This window comes from Undibacterium sp. TC9W, assembly GCF_049339865.1.
GTDB lineage: Bacteria > Pseudomonadota > Gammaproteobacteria > Burkholderiales > Burkholderiaceae_D > Undibacterium.
In genome coordinates, this window is sequence record NZ_JBMPPJ010000009.1 from 101,633 (window position 1) to 120,797 (window position 19,165).

Consider the following 19,165-nt stretch of genomic DNA (forward strand, 5'->3'; position numbering starts at 1 on the left):
TTTGTACGCTGTCATGGGGCGTTCAGTTGCTGCGGGCCTATTTTTTTGACCAGGCATCCCAGCCAACGCGGGTAATTTTGGCAATAGTTAAATCACGGGATGCGTGGGGAGCCTTGCTATCCGTCAAAAATACAGCTACTACCATGTGGTGACCATTAGGCAAAGTCACAATTCCCACATCATTATGGGCAGCAGTCAAGCTGCCATGTGTCGGTGAACTACCGGCTTTATGAACCACGGCTGTACCCGCAGGCAGCAAAGCCTTGATGCGGGCGGAATTGGGATTGGGGGAGGTGTTTGAAGTGGATTTCAGGTCCGCTCCGGTGTCTGTCATCCATTTCAGTAATAATTCACTGTTTTTTGGACTCAAGGCCTTGCCTTGCTGCAAAATTTGCAACAATTTGATCATGGCTTTGGGTGTGGCAGTATTGCGATATTGCGTATTCCAGGATTTTGCCATGTCCTTTTCTGTGTCCAGGATTTTGATATCCTGGATGTCCAATTGCGCCAGGTATTGCATGACCATAGGCGGCCCGCCCAGCAAGCGCAGCAAGGTATCGCTCGCTGTTCCATCACTATCGACAATGGCGTGATGCATCAATTCTTTGACGGTAATTTTAAAATTGCCGTCTGGATGTTCATCGCGCAGAGGACTAGGTAGGTCTGCAGGGATTAAATCTTCTTTGCTGACGGTGACTTTTTGATCCAGCTTGAGCTTGTTTTTATCGACGGCGGCTAATGCAGCCATAACGATGGGCAACTTGTTGACACCTTGCATGGGGGCAGCCGTATCAGGCAATATCCATAAACTTTGGCCGGTTTCCAGCACCAGCAGGCTGGCGCCCAGCCTACCGCCGCTGTCCATCGCAATGGATTCAATCACATTTTGTGCAAATGCCGCATTCATGCTGAACAATAGGGACAAGAGCAGTTTTTTCATGGTGGTTTTTCTGAATTAAGTACCTACTCTATATGTGTGCTTGGGGCTGATAGTCAATATTCAATATTTATCATTCAGACCAGCAACATGCGTTTTTGTTCTCGACGGCATATATGTTCAAGCGCATTAGGTTGTAAAACCATCATTTACGATACATGATGCGACTCTATTCATGCAAATCTGTTTTGGAATTCAGCTTTTGCTAAGTTCTGATTGATAAAATTCGGCGCATTGTGCAGAATGGAACGTTTGGCAGTGCAGCATTTCTGTATTGCAGCTTATCATGTGCTTGCATCCGATTTCAGCTTAACTTGGAAGCTGGGTGCAGCTAACTCATGAATATTATCAAGGATTGCAGCGGTGCGACCCATACAAAAATCACAAAAACTAGCAGACGTTTGTTATGACATCCGTGGCCCGGTCATGGAAAAAGCCAAGCAGATGGAGGATGAGGGTCATAAGATTATCAAGCTCAATATCGGCAATCTGGCGGTCTTCAATTTTGACCCGCCGGATGAAATCGTGCAGGATATGATACGCAACATGCAAAATGCAGCCGGGTATACCGACTCAAAAGGCATGTTTGCACCGCGCAAAGCCATCATGCATTACACCCAGGAAAAGCATATCCGTGGTGTGACCATAGAAGATATCTATATCGGCAATGGCGCTTCAGAACTGATCGTCATGGGTATGAATGCTCTGCTCAATAGCGGTGATGAGGTATTGGTGCCTGCGCCTGATTATCCTTTGTGGACGGCAGCTGTCAGTTTGTCTGGCGGCAAGCCTATGCATTATGTCTGCGACGAAAGTGCAGACTGGATGCCGGATATCGACGACATTAAGAGCAAGATCACGCCCAACACCAAGGCCATAGTCGTCATCAATCCTAATAACCCTACCGGTGCCTTGTACCCGGTCGAGGTCTTGCAGCAGATAGTCGAAGTAGCACGCCAACACCAGCTCATCGTTTTTGCGGATGAAATTTACGACAAGACTTTGTATGATGGCGAAGTGCATACCTCCATTGCCTCGCTGGCCGATGATGTGCTGTTCCTGACGCTGAACGGGCTTTCCAAGAATTACCGTTCTTGTGGATATCGCGCTGGCTGGATGGTCGTGTCAGGTGAAAAACGCCATGCCAAGGATTATATTGAAGGCTTGAATATGTTAGCTTCCATGCGTTTGTGTGCAAATGCACCGGGCCAGTTTGCCATTCAGACTGCACTTGGCGGCTACCAGAGCATCAATGACCTGGTAGGGCCGGGAGGGCGATTGTTAAAGCAGCGCGATCTGGCGCACAAGCTGTTGACGGCAATTCCTGGTGTGACTTGCGTCAAACCCAAGGCTGCGCTGTATATGTTTCCCAAACTGGACCCCGTGATGTATCCCATCAAGGATGACCAGGAGTTTATCCATGAACTGCTGACCGAGCAGCGCGTGTTATTGGTACAGGGAACGGGATTTAACTGGATTAATCCCGACCATTTCCGTGTGGTGTTCTTGCCCAATACGGATGATTTGACTGATGCTTTTGGACGTATTGCCAGTTTTCTGGAAACATACCGAAAGCGTCACGGCACCAATTAATTAATTTAATTTACTGTTTAGAAAACTTATGAAACCCATCAAAGTAGGCCTGTTAGGCATAGGCACCGTTGGCTCCGGCACTTTCAATGTTTTGAAGCGTAATCAATTAGAGATTACGCGTCGCGCAGGTCGCTCGATTGAGATTGCCATGGTGGCAGACCTGAACGTTGAGCGGGCACGTGAGTTGACCAATGGTGAATGTGAAGTCGTCAATGATGCCAATCTGGTGGTTACTAACCCGGATATTGATATCGTCATAGAATTGATAGGTGGTTATGGTATCGCCAAAGACTTGGTTATGAAAGCCATTGCCAATGGCAAGCATGTAGTTACGGCCAATAAGGCTTTGCTGGCAACCCATGGCAACGAAATTTTCAAGGCTGCAGAAGAAAAAGGCGTGATGGTGGCATTCGAGGCAGCGGTTGCCGGTGGCATCCCTATCATCAAGGCTTTGCGTGAAGGCCTGACTGCTAATCGCATACAATGGATTGCTGGCATCATCAATGGCACGACCAATTTCATCTTGTCTGAAATGCGTGACAAGGGTCTGGACTTTGCCACTGTACTGAAGCAGGCGCAAGAACTGGGCTATGCCGAAGCAGACCCTACTTTCGATATCGAAGGTGTCGATGCTGCACACAAAGCGACCATCATGGCATCGATTGCCTATGGTATTCCCATGCAGTTTGATAAAGCCCACGTCGAAGGTATCACCAAGCTGCAAGCCAGCGATATCCGCTATGCAGAAGAACTGGGTTATCGCATCAAATTGCTAGGCATCAGCAAGCGCACTGAGGCGGGAATAGAGTTGCGTGTACACCCAACCCTGATCCCTGAAAAACGTCTGATCGCCAATGTAGAAGGTGCCATGAATGCGGTGCTGGTACACGGTGATGCAGTGGGTGCGACCCTGTATTATGGCAAGGGTGCAGGCTCCGAGCCTACCGCTTCTGCGGTGATCGCCGATCTGGTTGATATCACGCGCCTGGCAACGGCCGACCCTGAACATCGCGTGCCTTACCTGGCTTTCCAGTCTAATTCCCTCAGTGATTTACCGGTCTTGCCTATGGCAGAAATCGTCACGAGCTATTATTTGCGCATGCACGTGGCAGACAAACCTGGCGTCCTGGCTGATGTCACACGTATCCTGGCAGATTTGACGATTTCCATCGATGCCATGCTGCAAAAAGAACCGGCAGAAGGCGAAACGCAGACAGATATCATCATTCTGACTCATCAGACCAAGGAAAAAAATATCGTTGCAGCCATAGAGAAAATCGAAAAACTCGATTCCGTTTTTGGTGCGGTGACGAAGCTGCGCCTGGAAGAACTAAGCTAAATCAACAGACTTCAAACGAAAAAGCGCGGTCATGGAATAATGATCGCGCTTTTTTACTTTCTAAAGACTGCACACATAGGATGATATGCCGCGCCTCTCACTCTCGCACTTGCTGTCCTATGCCTTGTTTGGCTTCCCGCTGGCGATGGTGGCATTGCCTATCTATGTCTATGTACCCCAGTTTTATGCTGATCGACTTGGAATGTCTTTATCAGCGATAGGCACGGCATTATTACTGACCCGTATCATGGATGCCTTCATTGATCCTTTTATTGGTGCGGTGATAGACCGGAGGCCGCAAAGCCGTACTTACGCGCCGTATATAGTTTTGGCCTTGCCATTGTTGATTGCCGGTTTCATTGGCTTGTTTCAACCTCCGCAGCTATCAGGTAATCATGCTTTTCTGTGGTTCTTCGTCACTCTGGTGGTTGTGTATGCAGGGTTTAGTCTGGCGAGTATTGCTTACCAGAGTTGGGGGGCGGCCCTGACGCAAGAGCCTGGACAAAGAGTAAGGTTGACCAGTGTACGTGAGGCATGTGGTTTGGCTGGTGTGATTGCGACTGCCATCATCATCCAGTTTGGCAATGTCACGCTCTTGTCTGGCATGTTGAGTATCAGTCTGCTGATAACTGCATGGTTGCTGATACGCCATACACCGCAAAAATCCGGGGTGGCAGGTGTGGCTCATGTGCCGCTGTCTTTGCGCCAACTATTCGCCAACCGCAGTTTTCGCGCCTTGTTTCTGGTCTTTGTGGTTAACGGCATTGCCGCAGCGATACCGGCAACCTTGTTCCTGTTTTTCACCAAAGACCGCTTGCATCTGCCGCATTTGTCCGGCGTTTTGTTGTTAATGTATTTTCTGGCGGCTGCTTTATCCATGCCTTTATGGACTCGCCTGGCACACAGAAAAGGTGAAGTCAAAGCATGGTTGTTAGCAATGCTTTTGTCTGTACTCAGTTTTGTTGGCGTACTTGCATTGGGTGTTGGTGATGCGTGGGCTTTTTCCGTGATTTGTATTTTTTCAGGTATGAGCCTGGGAGCCGACCTCGCTTTGCCACCAGCCTTGTTGGCAGGAGTCATTCATGCAGCAGGACATAGTGACAAGAACGAAGCCAGTTATTTTGGCGTTTGGAACTGGGCTAGCAAGATGAATCTGGCGTTGGCCGCAGGTTTGGCATTGCCAGCACTTGAGTACCTGGGTTATATCCCCGGCGTTGCCAGCGAGAGTGGCTTGAGGGCATTGACATTGGCTTACGCCGCTTTACCTTGCCTATTAAAGTTGCTGGCGGCTGCCTTGCTGTGGAAAGCCAGGCTGGAAAAAGTATAAGACTACAAAGTGTGGGCTGACTGCCCACACTTACTTAACGCAACAACTTTTCATTGAATTCTGACGGATAGTCTTTATGGACTTTGACTACCGTAGAAACCCGGGTACCATAATTCGGCGAGACGATGCAGGGCGATGACAGCAAGCGTTCCATTTCAAATGAAACGCCAGTGTCAGGCAAGCGGCAATCGGGGGCAGGGGTGGTGTTGGCCAGTACTTCAAAATAAGCATCCACTGGCGCACGCTGGCATATCATGCTGGCAAATTCTGCCTTGGTCCTGACAACTTTTGGCCAAGGTGTATCCAGTGATGCATTGGAGATGCCATAGATGCCAGGAGGCAGTGGCTGGCCATTACGCACATCATCCAGATTGCGGTTGGAAAACCAGATCAGGTCTTCCTTGTCACCGATCAGTAAATTGAAACCGTTATAGTCAGCAACAGTGTCGCGAATGCTGGCAATGTAGTCTTGCGCACTTAAATTACTCGTGAGGTAATTCGCAACCAGGTCGCCGCGAGATGGGGCATCTTCACGCTTTTCAGAGGGGGCACGAATATTGGTAATGGCGGCAAATTTACTGGTCAGGCTATCCGCGCCATCCATTGTAGTCATGCCCAGCCAGGTGCCGCCAGATTGCAGGTCGCGCCCGCCGTATATGTTAGGGTAGTCTTGCCACCAGTCAGCGGCAGTCGCAGGCCGGTCATAAAATTCATCACGGTTTCCTGCAAACACGATAGGTGTGCAGGGTATCAGTTTCCAGGCAAAGACGATCAGGCACATAAGTCTATATCCACAAAATATTCCATATGTCGCTCACCGGACTGTAATTGCTTCAATTCGGTTTGCGCGTAAGCCAACTCAAGACGCTGTTCAAAATCAGAAGTCACCTGATGATAAATCTCCATCCAGGTATGCATGCCATCCTGTTCTGTCGGGCGTCTCTGCAAGCCTGGGCTTTGCTGATCGGCCTTGCGCATCAGGTTTTGCAACAGCCGTTCCTGCCGCAGTACTTCTGCTTCTTTGCCAGCGCTGGCTTTAAAATAGATATAGCAATTCATATGCCTGCTTTTGATTCTTTATTGCGCGATTATTGTGTAATATCTGTTATTGCATACGGCAGAGGCAATAGCTCTATTGCAGAGCCAGCTGCCGAGCCTAAGCTAAGCTGACCACTTTCCTGGTCAGCCAGCTTCATTTCTATCAGTGCCAGCGAACTGTCTTCCTGATGTTGTTCTGCATTAACGATCATGCCGCAGGGTTGGCTGACATCATCGCTATGAAATACTTCGGTTCCTGCTGCTACACTTTTCGCGTGCACCAAGGCTATTGCCATGCGGCGCTTGAGTTTGCCCAGGTATTGGCTGCGCGCGACTATTTCCTGGCCGGGGTAGCAACCCTTTTTAAAATTCACGCCACCGATGAGTTCAAAATTGATCATCTGCGGGACAAACTTCTCTTGCGTTCCGGCGATAACGATGGCAATGCCTGCCTGAATTTCAGTCACGCGCCATGCGCCGGTGTTTACAGCCTTTAATTGGGTGATTAGTTTGGGCCATGCCTGTTGCGCAGTCTCCACAGGCGCTATCCATTGATAACGTGGCGCATTGCTGGCATCTGCAAGGCGCAGCAGACTGCCATATTCATTACTCAGCTTTTGGTCAACTTTTGCTGGCAACTCTGGGAACCATTCTTTTAGCGCTGCCGGTGCAGCAGCCCCCCCTAGCCCCAGAACGACGTACTCTGCATTGATATCGTGCAATTTGGCTTTTGCCCGCAAAACGAACATTTGCAAGCGTTTTTGCACCGTGGCTTGTATTGATTTTGATAGCTGCAAGATAATGTCCTGGCCATCTTTCCAATACACAACGCTGGCCAGCATGCGACCTTTAGGAGTGCAATAAGCGGCACGGCGCAGCTCGGTAAGCCCCAGGTGCTCGACATCATTGCTCAATTGATTATGCAAAAAAGACGGGGCATCTTCGCCAGTAACCCTGATCAGGCCCAGATCAGTCAAAGGGGCAATAAATCCCGTTTGCAGAGCATCTGACTGCCAATGTGGAGTAAAACCGGTTGTATTCAGATTTTCCACAATTGCACCCTGGCTGTATAAAAAGTCTTCCCACGTCATATTGTTATACTCACTCTTCTTTGCTGATTCGCTTATTGTCTGCGCTGGCTTTACAATACTGCCTGCACCTGTTCAGGCGAATTATAGTAGCGTCTGCAAAATCTCGTCAGAACTCCCTCAATTTTGATTAAGCTGCCTACATGGGTTTCATAAAAAAAGTATTTGTATTATTAATCCTGCTGGCGCTGGCCGCAGGTGGTGGCTTCTATTACTGGATGCAGCAAGCCATTTTTGTAGGGAGTGGGGCCAAGGAATTCACCATCAAGCCTGGCAGTAGCGTACGTGCGTCCGCTCGTCAGGTGTATGAGGCTGGCGTGCCAATTCAGCCCCTGATGTTTGAAGCGCTGGCACGCGTGATGGGTAAAGAAAATCGCCTGAAAGCTGGTTCTTTCGAAATCGAGGCCGGTAAAACACCAGTGGAGTTACTGAATAAAATAGTCAACGGCGATTTTTCCATGGCCAGTCTGGCGGTAATAGAAGGCTGGACTTTTCAGCAAATGCGCAAGCTTGTAGATGCGCATCCTGCCATCAAGCATGAAACCCAGGGTTTGAGTGAAGCCGAGCTGATGCGCAAGATCACGCCAGATTTCCCGCAGGCAGAAGGATTGTTCTTTCCGGATACCTATCGCTTCGCCAAGGGCAGCACTGATCTGCAACTGTATCAGCAGGCGCATAGCCAATTATTGAAGAAACTGGATGAGGCCTGGAAGAAGCGAGCGGATGGCTTGCCTTACAAGAACCGCTATGAGGCCTTGACCATGGCATCCATCATAGAAAAAGAAACTGGGCAAAAATCTGAACGCCCTATGATAGCCTCAGTTTTTGTGAATCGTCTTCGGACGGGCATGTTGCTACAAACCGATCCAACAGTCATCTATGGCATGGGCGAGCGCTATCAAGGCAAGATATACAAGCGTGATTTACTGACAGATACACCCTATAACACCTATACACGGGTCGGCTTGCCACCAACGCCGATTGCCTTGCCCGGTATGGAGTCCATTTCTGCAGCTTTGGCCCCTGCTCGTAGTGATGCTTTATACTTCGTGGCGCGTGGAAATGGTACAAGTCAGTTTTCCGATAACCTGAATGACCATAATCGCGCAGTAAACAAGTACCAACGTTAATGGCGTCAAGGTGCATTAATAGAATATAGAATTACATAATGAAGCACTCAGGAAAATTTATTAGTTTTGAAGGCATAGACGGTGCGGGCAAATCCACCCATATCGCCTATGTGGCAGAGCGTTTGCAAAACAAGCTGCAAGCTGAAGATGTAAAAGTGATTTGCAGCCGTGAGCCTGGTGGTACACCTCTGGGAGAGACTTTGCGCGAATTGCTTTTAAAGCAAAAAATGCATCTGGAAACAGAGGCCTTGCTAATGTTTGCCGCCAGGCGCGAGCACATTGCCCAGGTCATAGAGCCAGCCCTGGCACGTGGCGACTGGATTATTTCAGACCGTTTTACCGACGCCAGCTTTGCGTATCAGGGCGGTGGCAGGAATTTGTCGCTGGATAAACTCAATGCGCTGGAACAATGGGTGCATCCGCATTTGCAGCCAGATTTGACACTGTTGTTTGATGTACCTCTTGAAGTGGCGCGCGCGCGCCTGGATGCAACTCGCGACCTGGACAAGTTTGAGCAGGAAAAGGCAGATTTTTTTGCTGCCACGCGCAATGAATACCTGCGCCGCGCCAAAGAGTTTCCCCAACGTTTCAGGATTATCGATTCCACACAAAGTATAGAAGCTATACGCTTGCAACTGGATGTATTGATTGATGATCTCCTGAGTTCTGCGCGGCAAGTGATATGAGGCAACACCCTTTATATAGCTGGCAAGAAGATTCCTGGCAACAGATACAGGCTCTGGGGCAGCGCCTGCCTCATGCCTTTTTATTGCATGGACCACAAGGCATAGGTAAAACTGTGTTTGCCGAACATCTGGCGCAATCCCTGCTTTGTGAAAACCCGGGGCAAGGTGGGCACGCCTGCCAGCAATGTGGTTCCTGTGGCTGGTTTGCTCAATACAGCCACCCGGACTATCGCCGTGTCAGGCCAGAATTGCTGGACGAAGAAGATGCGCCAACTGGTGACGAGGCTGAAGCTCCTGCCAAAACCAGCAAGGCCAGCAAAGCACCTTCCAAAGAAATCGTCATCAACCAAATCCGCGCATTGTCGGATTTCATGAACATTTCTACCCACCGCAGTGGCCGGCGCGTCATCGTCTTGTATCCAGCCGAGGCGCTGAATGTGCCGGCGGCAAATGCGCTGTTGAAATCGCTGGAAGAGCCTAATGCCAATACAGTATTTATCCTGGTGTCGAATAGCATAGACAGGTTGCTGCCAACTATCTTGTCGCGTTGCCACAAGTTTGGACTCGGCTTGCCGGATGCCGGTATTGCATTGGAGTGGCTGCATAAACAGGGCATCAAGGATGCCGATGTCTGGCTGGCGCAGCAGGGCGGAGCGCCTTTGGCCGCATTTGATATGGCACATTCAGACTTGCGTGCCGATCTTGATGAATTTATACGGTTTTTGAGCAAACCTGGTACGGAATTCAGCCTTAAAACTGCCGACAAGATGCAGAAAATGGAAATGCCTGTCGTCGTCGGCTGGTTACAACGTTGGCTCTACGATATATTTTCCTATAAACAAAGTGGCAGAATCCGGTATCATCCTCGCTATGAGAGGGAGTTGAAGGCATTGTCCATGCAGGTTGATGAGTCAGCTTTGCAGCAATTCATCAAGAATTGCAATGAAAGACAGGCGATTGCCAGTCACCCTTTGTCGGCCAAATTATTTTTGGAAGATATGCTGCTTGAATATTCCGCATTATTCGGCACTATTTGATTAAAGAATTGCGAAAGCCAGAACATGTCAGATTTACCAGCAGATCCAGGTGCTCCGCTTAATATGCCTTCACCGAATCGTCCTTCGGTGTTGTCGCTGGCGATTAAAGAAAAAGCTGCCTTGTTTGCAGCCTATATGCCATTTTTAAAAAATGGCGGTATTTTTGTGCCTACCAATAAAAGTTACCGCTTGGGTGAAGAGATTTACCTGATTTTGACTTTATTGGATGACCCTAATAAATATCCTATTGCTGGCAAGGTTGCCTGGATTACACCGGCAGGCGCGGGTAATAACAAGTCGCAAGGCATAGGTGTGCATTTCCCTGAGGATGAGAGCGGTAACCGTATACGCTTGCGTGTAGAAGAATTACTAGGTGCGGCAGTGCGTTCTTCCCGGGCTACCCATACAATTTAATGACGATGGCAGCAGAATTTACTCATAGACTGGCACAGTTTGAAGATTTGCCGCAAATTGTCGCTATTTATAACTCCACAGTTGCTTCACGTGTGGTAACCGCCGATACAGAGCCAATTACGGTAGAATCGCGCTATGCATGGTTTCATGAACACAAGCCGGAATCACGTCCACTCTGGGTCTGCGAACAGAATGGTCAAATCATAGGCTGGTTGTCATTCTCAAATTTTTATGGCAGGCCTGCTTATTCTGGTACTGCTGAATTATCCATCTACTTGCATGAGGCGGCACGTGGTCAGGGGCTGGGGCGCTATTTCCTGACGAAGGCTATTGCGCATGCCCCTGAAATCAAGGTTCACACTTTGCTGGGCTTCATTTTTGGTCATAATGTGCCGAGTTTGAAGTTATTTACTGCATTTGACTTTGCCACCTTTGCAAATATGCCAAAAGTGGCAACGCTCGACGGCATAGAGCGCGATTTGATCATACTGGGCAAACGGGTAGGCTAGGTTCAAGCTAAATTAGCCAGACTCTTACCGCTTGCTACCATTTTAGGGCGACTTGCCGTTGGCAGGTCGCCTATTCATTTTTGAAAGATTTATTATGCTGAGCTACCGCCACGGCTTTCATGCCGGTAATCATGCCGACGTCCTGAAGCACTTTGTCCTGATTCAATTGTTGGAATATCTGGGACAGAAAGACACTGCTTATACCTATATAGACACACATGCAGGCGCCGGTTTGTATGCGCTTGACAGTGGTTATGCGAGTAAAAATGCCGAGTTTGAAACTGGCATCGGTCCTTTGTGGGACAGGAAGGATATTCCTGGGTCTTTTGCAGCCTACATGGATTTGATCAAGGGCCTCAATCCCAGCGGCAAAATGCGTTATTACCCAGGTTCACCTTATTGCGCCAATATCGTCATGCGCGAGCAAGACCGCCTGCGCCTGTTTGAATTGCACCCCAGCGAAATCAAGATACTCGCTGAAAACTTCCGCAAGCTGGATAATCATGCGGCAGAGCAGGGCCAGCGTCAGACTGTCAGGGGCAAGCGTGTCATCATTTCTGCCGGCGATGGTTTTGAGAGCCTGAAAGCTTTGTTACCACCCCCATCCCGCCGTGGGCTGGTGCTGATAGATCCTCCTTACGAAGTCAAGGACGATTACCGACGCGTCAAGGTATCTCTTGAGGATGGTTTGAAACGTTTCCCTACCGGTACCTTTGCTGTCTGGTATCCGGTGCTGCAACGTCAGGAATCCCGTTCCTTGCCAGAAAAACTCAAGCGGCTGCAGGCGAATAGCTGGCTGAATGTCACCTTGTCCATCAGTGGCCCAACGCCAGATGGTTTTGGCTTGCATAGTAGCGGCATGTTCATCCTTAATCCGCCATGGACTTTGCTGGCTACTCTAAAAGAAGTCATGCCCTACCTGGTCAAGGTATTGGGAAAAGATGCAAAAGCAGGTTTTGTGCTGGAGTCCGGAGAAGGCGGCCCGCCGGGCAAGCGTTAAGAAGGCGGTAGGCTAAGGGTGTCGGACTCTTTTTTCGACACAAAGTAAATTTGTTGAATGGTGCGATGCGGGAGAGCTCATCTTCCGCATTTTTGTTTGTGGGAAAGGAAAAACATAGGAAGCGAATAGAGACTACTTTGTGCATTGCAAAAAAAATACTGATTGACGGATTAGTACGGTCGTACAAAAATCGACGAAGAATAAAATTCAGCAATTTGCTTAATCGCCAAAGTAATCGATAACGCTGCACATTTCAGGAGAACAAATGTCGTCTTATGTAAAGAGTCCCTTGATGGGGCAAATGATGAGCAAGCCTATGCTTATCTCCAGCCTCATCGAACATGCCGACCGTTATTTTGGAAAAAATGAAATTGTTTCCCGCCGTGTGGAAGGGGATATTCATCGCTATAACTACAGCGAATGTCATAAGAGATCAAAACAATTGGCGAATGCTTTCGCCAAACTCGGTGTGCAACTGGGCGACCGTATTGCCACCCTGGCCTGGAATGGTTACCGTCATCTGGAAGCTTATTATGCAGTGTCGGGTTCCGGCGCTGTATTGCATACGATTAATCCGAGATTACACCCAGAGCAGATTGCGTACATTGCCAATCACGCAGAAGACCAATACCTGCTGTTTGACATGACCTTCCTGCCCATCGTGCAGGCAATTGTCACGCATTGCCCTGGTATCAAAGGCTATATCATGATGTGCGACCGGGACAAATTGCCAACCGATGGCAAAATCCCTAACCTGATGGCCTATGAAGATTTAATCGAAGCCAATAATGATGATTTTGTCTGGCCACTCTTCGACGAGAATTCTGCTTCCAGTCTGTGCTATACCTCAGGCACGACAGGTAACCCTAAAGGGGCCCTGTATTCACATCGCTCAACCATCCTGCATTCTTATGGCTCATCCTTGCCAGATGGTTTGAATGTATCTGCACGTGATTCTGTTTTGCCGGTAGTACCCATGTTCCATGTGAATGCATGGGGCTTGCCTTATTCTGCACCATTGAACGGCGCCAAACTGGTTTTCCCTGGTCCGCATCTGGACGGCAAATCTCTCTACGAATTATTTGAGCAGGAAAAAGTCACTTTCTCTGCCGGTGTACCCACAGTCTGGCTGGGTCTGCTGACTTATGTGGCACAGAATAATCTGAAATTCTCGACTTTTAAACGCACGGTGATCGGGGGCTCTGCCTGCCCGCCAGCCATGATGAAAACCTTGCGTAACACGTATGGTGTAGAAGTCGTGCATGCATGGGGCATGACAGAGATGTCACCACTTGGCACTGCTGGTACCCTGATGACCAAACATGCTGATCTGGCCGAAGAAGAGAAGCAAGCGATACTCCAGAAACAAGGCCATGTCTTGTACGGCGTGGATATGAAGATCGTTGATGATGCTGGCACGGAATTGCCATGGGATGGTAAAACCTACGGCAATTTGCTGGTAAAAGGGCCATGGATCATCAGCAGTTATTACAAAAACGAAGGCGGCGACGTCCTTGAAGATGGCTGGTTCCCGACCGGTGACGTGGCCACCATCGATGATGATGGATATATGCAGATCACTGATCGCAGCAAGGATGTGGTCAAGTCGGGCGGTGAGTGGATAGGTACGATAGACCTGGAAAATGTAGCAGTCTCTCACCCGGCAATCCTGCAAGCGGCATGTATCGGTGTATTCCATCCCAAATGGGATGAACGTCCATTGCTGCTGGCAGTCAAGAAACCCGGAGCAGAAGTCACAAGAGAAGAGTTGCTGCAATTCTTTGATGGAAAAGTTGCGAAATGGTGGCTGCCTGATGACGTGGTTTTTATTGAAAGCCTGCCATTAGGTGCGACAGGGAAAATTTTGAAAAATAAACTGAGGGAGCAATTCAAGGAATATAAACTACCAACTGCATAAGAAGTGCGGAACCTGACTATGTATAGTTCAAGTTCTGGAAGTAGCGATAAAACGAAAAAAATCTAGATTCCAACAATGAGAATACCGGAGAGAGACAAATGAAATTTCCTTTACGTGCCAGCCTCGCTGCAGTCGCTTTAACCTTCGTCGTACCAGCAGTGATGGCTGATACCATCAAGATCGCCTACATCGATCCGCTGTCAGGTGCTTTTGCGCCAGTTGGGCAAAATATCCTGAATTCCTATCAGTACATCGCCGATAAGGCCAATGCCGAAAAATGGGCCGGCGAACACAAATTCGAGGTCGTCGGTTTTGATAATAAAGGTAGCCCTCAAGAGTCATTGAATGTATTGAAAACGGTCATTGATAAAGGTTTTCGCTACATCACGCAAGGCAATGGTTCTGCCGTAGGCATGGCTTTGCAGGACGCTGTGAATAAGCATAATGAGCGTAATCCAGGCAAGGAAATCGTTTATCTGAATCACGCTGCTGTTGATCCTGATATGACCAATAGCAAATGCAGTTTCTGGCATTTCCGCTTTGATTCCAACTCGGACATGAAGATGGAAGCGCTGACGACTTTCATGGCAGCAGACAAAAACATCAAGAAGGTATACATCATTGGTCAGAACTACTCGTTTGGACAGCAAGTTACCCGCGCTGCCAAGGAGTATTTGGCACGCAAGCGTCCTGATATACAAATTGTTGGCGATGATCTGCATCCTATTGGCCAGGTCAAGGATTTTTCCCCCTATGTGGCAAAAATCAAAGCTTCCGGCGCGGACACTGTCATCACTGGTAACTGGGGTGCCGACCTGGCTTTGCTGATTAAATCTGCCAAGGATGCTGATCTGAAATCAAATTTCTACACCTATTATGCAGCGACAACGGGCGTGCCAACTGCCATGGGTGCTGCTGGTATGGATCGCGTCAAATATGTGGGTTACTGGAATCCAAATAACGAGACCTTTGCGGGTAAAGACATCGTTGAAGGGTTCAAGACCAAGTACAAGGATGATTACTATTCCATGGCGACTTATTCTGTCCTGGCTGCCATGGGGCAGGCTGTAAATCAGGCCAAATCTGTTGATCCAGTCAAAGTTGCATTTGCACTGGAAGGTTTGAATTTCAAGAGCCTGAATGGCGACGCGAACATGCGTAAGGTTGATCACCAGATTCAACAGCCTCTGTATATAGCAACCTGGGTTAAAACCAATGGCAAAGATGTTAAATTTGACCAGGAAAATACTGGCATGGGTTGGAAAACCAACCAGAAGATAGACGCATTCGTCGCATCGCAGCCATCTTCTTGCCAGATGAAACGACCAGGCTAATTCTTTAAAAAAAGAGAGTCGCTTGATGCGCACTCTCTTTTTTTACCTATAAATAGTACGATCGTTCAAGAATTTTCTGAAAAGGATCTTTGCTGTGGAATTCACACTGATCACTTTGCTGAACGGTGTCAGTTACGGATTGCTGTTGTTCATGCTCTCATCCGGACTGACGCTGATTTTCAGCATGATGGGCGTACTCAATTTCGCCCACGCCAGTTTTTACATGTTGGGCGCTTATTTCGCCTATACCATCAGCGTCAAGATTGGCTTTTGGCCGGCTTTGTTTTTAGCACCCCTGCTGGTCGGTTTGCTGGGTGCCATGGTTGAGCGTTATGGCCTGCGTTCCGTGCATAAATACGGGCATATTCCAGAGCTGTTATTCACCTTTGGCCTTTCTTACGTGATTGTCGAGTTGGTGCAGTTGATCTGGGGCAGATCTACCGTCCCTTATCCTATCCCTGCATCCTTGGATGGCCCTTTGTTTACGCTGTACACAACGACTTTCCCTATCTATCGCGGTTTCATGATGCTGGTTGCGCTGGTGATGCTGGCTTCGATTTATCTTTTGCTGACGCGTACCCGCATCGGTCTGGTGATACAGGCAGCCCTTACCCATCCTGATACTGTAGAAGCATTGGGGCACAATGTTCCCCGTGTTTTCATGCTGGTATTTGGCGGTGGTTGCGCATTGGCCGGGCTTGCAGGCGTGGTCGGCGGCAATGCCTTTGTCACTGAACCGGGCATGGCATCTACCCTCGGCAGTATTATTTTCGTCGTCGTTGTTGTTGGCGGCATGGGGTCGCTGGCGGGTGCTTTTGTAGCATCGTTGCTGATAGGTGTATTGCAGACTTTTGCGGTCGCTCTGGATTACTCCTTCGTGTCTGTAATTGCCAAGCTGGGCATGATCATCAGCTCCACCGCACCTGGCTATGCCTTGCTGAGCCTGACAATTGCGCAGGTAGCGCCTATCTTGCCTTATCTCTTATTGGTACTCATCCTGATTTTCAGGCCCAGAGGCTTACTCGGCACTCGTGAAGGATAAAAGATGAGCAAAGCTTTAGTATTCAAACCTATCAATCTTGCACGGTGGATTATCTGGGGCAGCTTTGCTTTCCTGCTGATACTCGCACCAATGATTTTTAGCACCGGCGGATCATTGTCCTTGCTGTCGCAAATTGGCACTTTAATGATCTTTGGCCTGTCCTACAATATGTTGCTGGGGCAGGGGGGCATGCTGTCATTCGGCCACGCGGTTTATTCCGGCCTGGGGGCTTTCTTCGCCATTCATACGATGAATCTGATGACAGCGGGTAGCCTGACTTTTCCGGTCACGTTGATTCCTCTGATTGGTGGTGTCGCCGGTATGTTCTTTGGAATATTGTTTGGTTATGTCACGACCAAAAAATCGGGTACGACTTTCTCCATGATTACTTTGGGTATGGTGGAGCTGGTGTTTGCCTGCTCGCTGATGTTCCCAAGTTTCTTTGGCGGTGAGGGGGGCATTTCCACCAACCGCATCATCGGTTCATCCTTTTTGGGTATCACTTATGGACCGCAAATTCAGGTGTATTACCTGATCGCTTTCTGGTTATTCATCAGTACCATAGGCATGTATGCATTTACGCAAACTCCATTGGGACGCATTGTGAATGCTGTGCGGGATAATCCTGAGCGGGTTGAGTTCATCGGTTATGACACCCAATGGGTACGTTATCTGACACTGATTTTGTCTGCTTTCTTCGCAGGTATTGCCGGTGGTTTATCAGCCATTAACTTTGAAATTGTGACGGCAGAAAATGTCAGTGCCATCCGTTCCGGCGCAGTGTTACTGTTCACCTTCATTGGTGGTGTAGGCTTCTTCTTTGGTCCTTTGATAGGAGCAGTCCTTGGTGTATTCCTGACTGTAATGCTGTCGGACCTGACCAAGGCATGGCAACTGTATCTGGGCGTCATCTTCATCCTGATTGTTATGTACGCACCTGGTGGCATGGCGAGCATTATCATGATGAATTTGCGTGTGGCAAAATTTGGCATGTTCAAACGTGTATGGCCAAGTATGTGGAAACTCGTACTAGCAGCGGCTGTGACAACAGCCGGCGTTATACTGGCTGTAGAAATGCTGTATCAACGAACCCTGGAAGCAAGCCAAAGCGCAGTCATAGAAATGTTTGGTGTTTCCATAGACACGGCCAGTAGTACCTGGTGGGCAATGACTGTAATTGTTATAGCTGTCGGCATTTTCGCCTGCATCAAACTCAAAGGCGGTTTCGCAGAGCACTGGGGTGAAGTCAATACTGAAATTGAAGAACAAATGCGGAGGGCGCAAGCATGACAGGCTTTTCGCTTGAATTAAAAGAGGTACGAAAGTCCTTTGGCAGTGCAGAAATCATCAAAGGCGCAAATCTGCAGGTGCCTAAAGGAGAACGATTTGCGATTATCGGCCCGAATGGTGCTGGCAAATCCACGCTGTTTAATTTGATTTCTGGCCGCTTTCCTATTACATCGGGAGATATCCTGTTCAATGGCGAGAGCATCACCCACTTGAAGCCGTATGAAATCAACCGCCGTGGCTTGTCACGCAGTTTTCAGATTACGAATATTTTTCATCGCCTGTCTGTATATGAAAACTTGCGCTGCGCAGTATTGTGGTCGCTGGGATACAAGTACTCGTTCTGGCACAGGTTGAATGGATTGAGGGATGCACATGAAAGGGCAGAGGCTGTACTGGAGCAAATTGGCCTCAAGCGCAGACGCAATGTCACAGCTGGTCTGCTAACCTATGCAGAGCAGCGTGCACTGGAAATCGGCATCACCATCGCTGGCGGTGCCGACGTGATTTTGCTCGATGAGCCTACGGCAGGCATGAGTCGTTCAGAATCTGATGCTGCGGTAGAGTTGATACGCAAGGTCACCGTCGGCAAATCGTTGTTGATGGTGGAGCACGATATGAGCGTGGTCTTCGGCCTGGCTGATAAAATTGCCGTGGTCGTCTATGGTGAGGTCATTGCCTGTGACACCCCCGCCAATATCCGCAATAATCAAAAAGTCAAAGACGCCTATCTTGGTGGTCATGCACCGGTGGAGGTTGAATGAGCTTACTAACGATAAAAAATCTCAATGCCTTTTATGGCAAAAGCCATGTCTTGCATGGTGTCGATATGCAGGTGAATGCAGGCGAAATTGTTAGCTTGTTGGGGCGCAACGGTGTTGGGCGTTCTACTACTGTCAAAGCAACCATGGGGCAGGTGAACTCGACAGGTTCCATCCTGTTCAAAGGAGAAGAAATCATCGGTCTGAAAGCCTTCCAGATTGCCCATAAGGGTCTGGGTTATGTGCCAGAGAACCGTGATATCTTCCCCACCTTGACTGTTGAGCAAAACCTGATGCTGGGTGAGAAATCTGGCCGCCCCAAAGACAGTAAGCCACGCTGGAGCATAGAAGATATGTACCAGATGTTCCCACGCCTGCGCGAACGCAGGAATACTCAGGCAGGCGTGATGTCTGGTGGTGAGCAGCAAATGCTGACACTATGCCGCACTCTGATGGGTGACCCTGATCTCATCATGATCGATGAACCCACAGAAGGCCTGGCGCCAAAGATTGTTGAGTTGGTAGCTGAATATCTGAAAGAGTTGAAAAACCGCGGCATATCGGTTTTGCTGGTTGAGCAAAAACTCGCCATTGCACTGGAGATTTCACAGCGCGTGTATGTCATGGGACATGGCAGCATTGTGTTTGAGGGCACTCCAGCAGATTTGCGTGCCAATGAAAACATCCGTAAAGAATGGCTGGAGGTTTAAGGCATTCTGTATTCA

19 protein-coding genes are annotated in these 19,165 nt (G+C 48.8%); 15 read left to right on the forward strand and 4 right to left on the reverse strand.

Translation table 11 applies throughout. From position 1 onward, the window contains the following. Positions 1-37 precede the first annotated feature (37 nt). On the reverse strand, positions 38-940 hold the full coding sequence (bla, locus tag ACO0LN_RS14925) for a class A beta-lactamase (protein ID WP_422975051.1): 903 nt from the start codon (positions 938-940) through the stop codon (positions 38-40). A 360-nt stretch (positions 941-1,300) separates the two neighbouring features. Between bla and ACO0LN_RS14930 the strand changes: the two genes are divergently transcribed. The 3 genes from ACO0LN_RS14930 (at position 1,301) to ACO0LN_RS14940 (ending at position 5,196) form a co-directional block, all read left to right on the forward strand. Then, on the forward strand, positions 1,301-2,530 hold the full coding sequence (locus tag ACO0LN_RS14930; RefSeq protein WP_422975053.1) for a pyridoxal phosphate-dependent aminotransferase: 1,230 nt from the start codon (positions 1,301-1,303) through the stop codon (positions 2,528-2,530). 28 nt (positions 2,531-2,558) lie between these two features. Beyond that, positions 2,559-3,869 carry a homoserine dehydrogenase gene (locus ACO0LN_RS14935; protein WP_422975055.1) on the forward strand — a complete coding sequence of 437 codons (1,311 nt, stop codon included), beginning with the start codon at positions 2,559-2,561 and terminating at the stop codon, positions 3,867-3,869. An 85-nt stretch (positions 3,870-3,954) separates the two neighbouring features. Further along, a complete protein-coding gene (locus ACO0LN_RS14940) occupies positions 3,955-5,196 on the forward strand; it encodes an MFS transporter (protein WP_422975057.1) in 1,242 nt (413 codons plus the stop codon). A 34-nt stretch (positions 5,197-5,230) separates the two neighbouring features. On the opposite strand, the gene ACO0LN_RS14945 is transcribed toward ACO0LN_RS14940, so the two are convergent. From ACO0LN_RS14945 to ACO0LN_RS14955, 3 genes are read right to left on the reverse strand one after another with little or no spacing between them, the layout of a single operon-like run. Continuing rightward, positions 5,231-5,977, reverse strand: coding sequence for an NRDE family protein (locus ACO0LN_RS14945; protein WP_422975058.1), 747 nt, complete (start codon positions 5,975-5,977; stop codon positions 5,231-5,233). Then, positions 5,968-6,255 carry a DUF4936 family protein gene (locus tag ACO0LN_RS14950; RefSeq protein ID WP_422975060.1) on the reverse strand — a complete coding sequence of 96 codons (288 nt, stop codon included), beginning with the start codon at positions 6,253-6,255 and terminating at the stop codon, positions 5,968-5,970. The genes ACO0LN_RS14945 and ACO0LN_RS14950 overlap by 10 nt, the downstream gene beginning before the upstream one ends. Positions 6,256-6,284: 29 nt before the next feature. Continuing rightward, entirely contained in the window at positions 6,285-7,325 is a 1,041-nt protein-coding gene (locus ACO0LN_RS14955) for a YgfZ/GcvT domain-containing protein (RefSeq protein WP_422975062.1), read from the reverse strand. Between the two features lie 140 nt (positions 7,326-7,465). On the opposite strand from ACO0LN_RS14955, the gene mltG reads away from it, so the two are divergent. The 12 genes from mltG (at position 7,466) to ACO0LN_RS15015 (ending at position 19,150) form a co-directional block, all read left to right on the forward strand. Next, complete coding sequence (gene mltG, locus ACO0LN_RS14960; protein ID WP_422975064.1) at positions 7,466-8,452, forward strand: endolytic transglycosylase MltG; 987 nt, start codon at positions 7,466-7,468, stop codon at positions 8,450-8,452. 38 nt (positions 8,453-8,490) lie between these two features. After that, complete coding sequence (tmk, locus tag ACO0LN_RS14965; protein ID WP_422975066.1) at positions 8,491-9,138, forward strand: dTMP kinase; 648 nt, start codon at positions 8,491-8,493, stop codon at positions 9,136-9,138. Further along, a complete protein-coding gene (gene holB / locus ACO0LN_RS14970) occupies positions 9,135-10,175 on the forward strand; it encodes a DNA polymerase III subunit delta' (RefSeq protein ID WP_422975068.1) in 1,041 nt (346 codons plus the stop codon). The genes tmk and holB overlap by 4 nt, the downstream gene beginning before the upstream one ends. Before the next feature lie 24 nt (positions 10,176-10,199). Beyond that, positions 10,200-10,589, forward strand: a complete 390-nt coding sequence (locus ACO0LN_RS14975) for a PilZ domain-containing protein (RefSeq protein ID WP_422975070.1) — start codon at positions 10,200-10,202, stop codon at positions 10,587-10,589. 5 nt (positions 10,590-10,594) lie between these two features. Further along, positions 10,595-11,098, forward strand: a complete 504-nt coding sequence (locus ACO0LN_RS14980; RefSeq protein WP_422975072.1) for a GNAT family N-acetyltransferase — start codon at positions 10,595-10,597, stop codon at positions 11,096-11,098. Between the two features lie 94 nt (positions 11,099-11,192). Further along, positions 11,193-12,098, forward strand: coding sequence for a 23S rRNA (adenine(2030)-N(6))-methyltransferase RlmJ (locus ACO0LN_RS14985; RefSeq protein WP_422975074.1), 906 nt, complete (start codon positions 11,193-11,195; stop codon positions 12,096-12,098). A 265-nt stretch (positions 12,099-12,363) separates the two neighbouring features. Then, entirely contained in the window at positions 12,364-14,016 is a 1,653-nt protein-coding gene (locus ACO0LN_RS14990; protein WP_422975076.1) for a 3-(methylthio)propionyl-CoA ligase, read from the forward strand. 161 nt (positions 14,017-14,177) lie between these two features. Next, complete coding sequence (locus ACO0LN_RS14995) at positions 14,178-15,350, forward strand: branched-chain amino acid ABC transporter substrate-binding protein (protein ID WP_422975293.1); 1,173 nt, start codon at positions 14,178-14,180, stop codon at positions 15,348-15,350. A gap of 94 nt (positions 15,351-15,444) precedes the next feature. Further along, positions 15,445-16,392: a branched-chain amino acid ABC transporter permease gene (locus ACO0LN_RS15000; RefSeq protein ID WP_422975078.1), complete on the forward strand. Its 948-nt coding sequence runs from the start codon at positions 15,445-15,447 to the stop codon at positions 16,390-16,392. 3 nt (positions 16,393-16,395) lie between these two features. Further along, the gene (locus ACO0LN_RS15005) at positions 16,396-17,682 is read left to right on the forward strand and encodes a branched-chain amino acid ABC transporter permease (protein WP_422975080.1); all 1,287 of its coding nucleotides are present in this window, start codon (positions 16,396-16,398) and stop codon (positions 17,680-17,682) included. Further along, positions 17,679-18,443 carry an ABC transporter ATP-binding protein gene (locus ACO0LN_RS15010; RefSeq protein ID WP_422975082.1) on the forward strand — a complete coding sequence of 255 codons (765 nt, stop codon included), beginning with the start codon at positions 17,679-17,681 and terminating at the stop codon, positions 18,441-18,443. The genes ACO0LN_RS15005 and ACO0LN_RS15010 overlap by 4 nt, the downstream gene beginning before the upstream one ends. Further along, positions 18,440-19,150, forward strand: a complete 711-nt coding sequence (locus ACO0LN_RS15015; RefSeq protein ID WP_422975084.1) for an ABC transporter ATP-binding protein — start codon at positions 18,440-18,442, stop codon at positions 19,148-19,150. The genes ACO0LN_RS15010 and ACO0LN_RS15015 overlap by 4 nt, the downstream gene beginning before the upstream one ends. The last annotated feature ends 15 nt before the right edge of the window (positions 19,151-19,165 follow it).

What these genes read in the sequence shown, in the direction of transcription:
- bla (WP_422975051.1), bottom strand. Translation starts at nt 940, where the DNA reads ATGAAAAAACTGCTCTTGTCCCTATTGTTCAGCATGAATGCGGCATTT.
- ACO0LN_RS14935 (WP_422975055.1), top strand. Translation starts at nt 2,559, where the DNA reads ATGAAACCCATCAAAGTAGGCCTGTTAGGCATAGGCACCGTTGGCTCC.
- ACO0LN_RS14940 (WP_422975057.1), top strand. Translation starts at nt 3,955, where the DNA reads ATGCCGCGCCTCTCACTCTCGCACTTGCTGTCCTATGCCTTGTTTGGC.
- ACO0LN_RS14945 (WP_422975058.1), bottom strand. Translation starts at nt 5,977, where the DNA reads ATGTGCCTGATCGTCTTTGCCTGGAAACTGATACCCTGCACACCTATC.
- ACO0LN_RS14950 (WP_422975060.1), bottom strand. Translation starts at nt 6,255, where the DNA reads ATGAATTGCTATATCTATTTTAAAGCCAGCGCTGGCAAAGAAGCAGAA.
- ACO0LN_RS14955 (WP_422975062.1), bottom strand. Translation starts at nt 7,325, where the DNA reads ATGACGTGGGAAGACTTTTTATACAGCCAGGGTGCAATTGTGGAAAAT.
- mltG (WP_422975064.1), top strand. Translation starts at nt 7,466, where the DNA reads ATGGGTTTCATAAAAAAAGTATTTGTATTATTAATCCTGCTGGCGCTG.
- tmk (WP_422975066.1), top strand. Translation starts at nt 8,491, where the DNA reads ATGAAGCACTCAGGAAAATTTATTAGTTTTGAAGGCATAGACGGTGCG.
- holB (WP_422975068.1), top strand. Translation starts at nt 9,135, where the DNA reads ATGAGGCAACACCCTTTATATAGCTGGCAAGAAGATTCCTGGCAACAG.
- ACO0LN_RS14975 (WP_422975070.1), top strand. Translation starts at nt 10,200, where the DNA reads ATGTCAGATTTACCAGCAGATCCAGGTGCTCCGCTTAATATGCCTTCA.
- ACO0LN_RS14980 (WP_422975072.1), top strand. Translation starts at nt 10,595, where the DNA reads ATGGCAGCAGAATTTACTCATAGACTGGCACAGTTTGAAGATTTGCCG.
- ACO0LN_RS14985 (WP_422975074.1), top strand. Translation starts at nt 11,193, where the DNA reads ATGCTGAGCTACCGCCACGGCTTTCATGCCGGTAATCATGCCGACGTC.
- ACO0LN_RS14990 (WP_422975076.1), top strand. Translation starts at nt 12,364, where the DNA reads ATGTCGTCTTATGTAAAGAGTCCCTTGATGGGGCAAATGATGAGCAAG.
- ACO0LN_RS14995 (WP_422975293.1), top strand. Translation starts at nt 14,178, where the DNA reads ATGGCTGATACCATCAAGATCGCCTACATCGATCCGCTGTCAGGTGCT.
- ACO0LN_RS15005 (WP_422975080.1), top strand. Translation starts at nt 16,396, where the DNA reads ATGAGCAAAGCTTTAGTATTCAAACCTATCAATCTTGCACGGTGGATT.
- ACO0LN_RS15010 (WP_422975082.1), top strand. Translation starts at nt 17,679, where the DNA reads ATGACAGGCTTTTCGCTTGAATTAAAAGAGGTACGAAAGTCCTTTGGC.
- ACO0LN_RS15015 (WP_422975084.1), top strand. Translation starts at nt 18,440, where the DNA reads ATGAGCTTACTAACGATAAAAAATCTCAATGCCTTTTATGGCAAAAGC.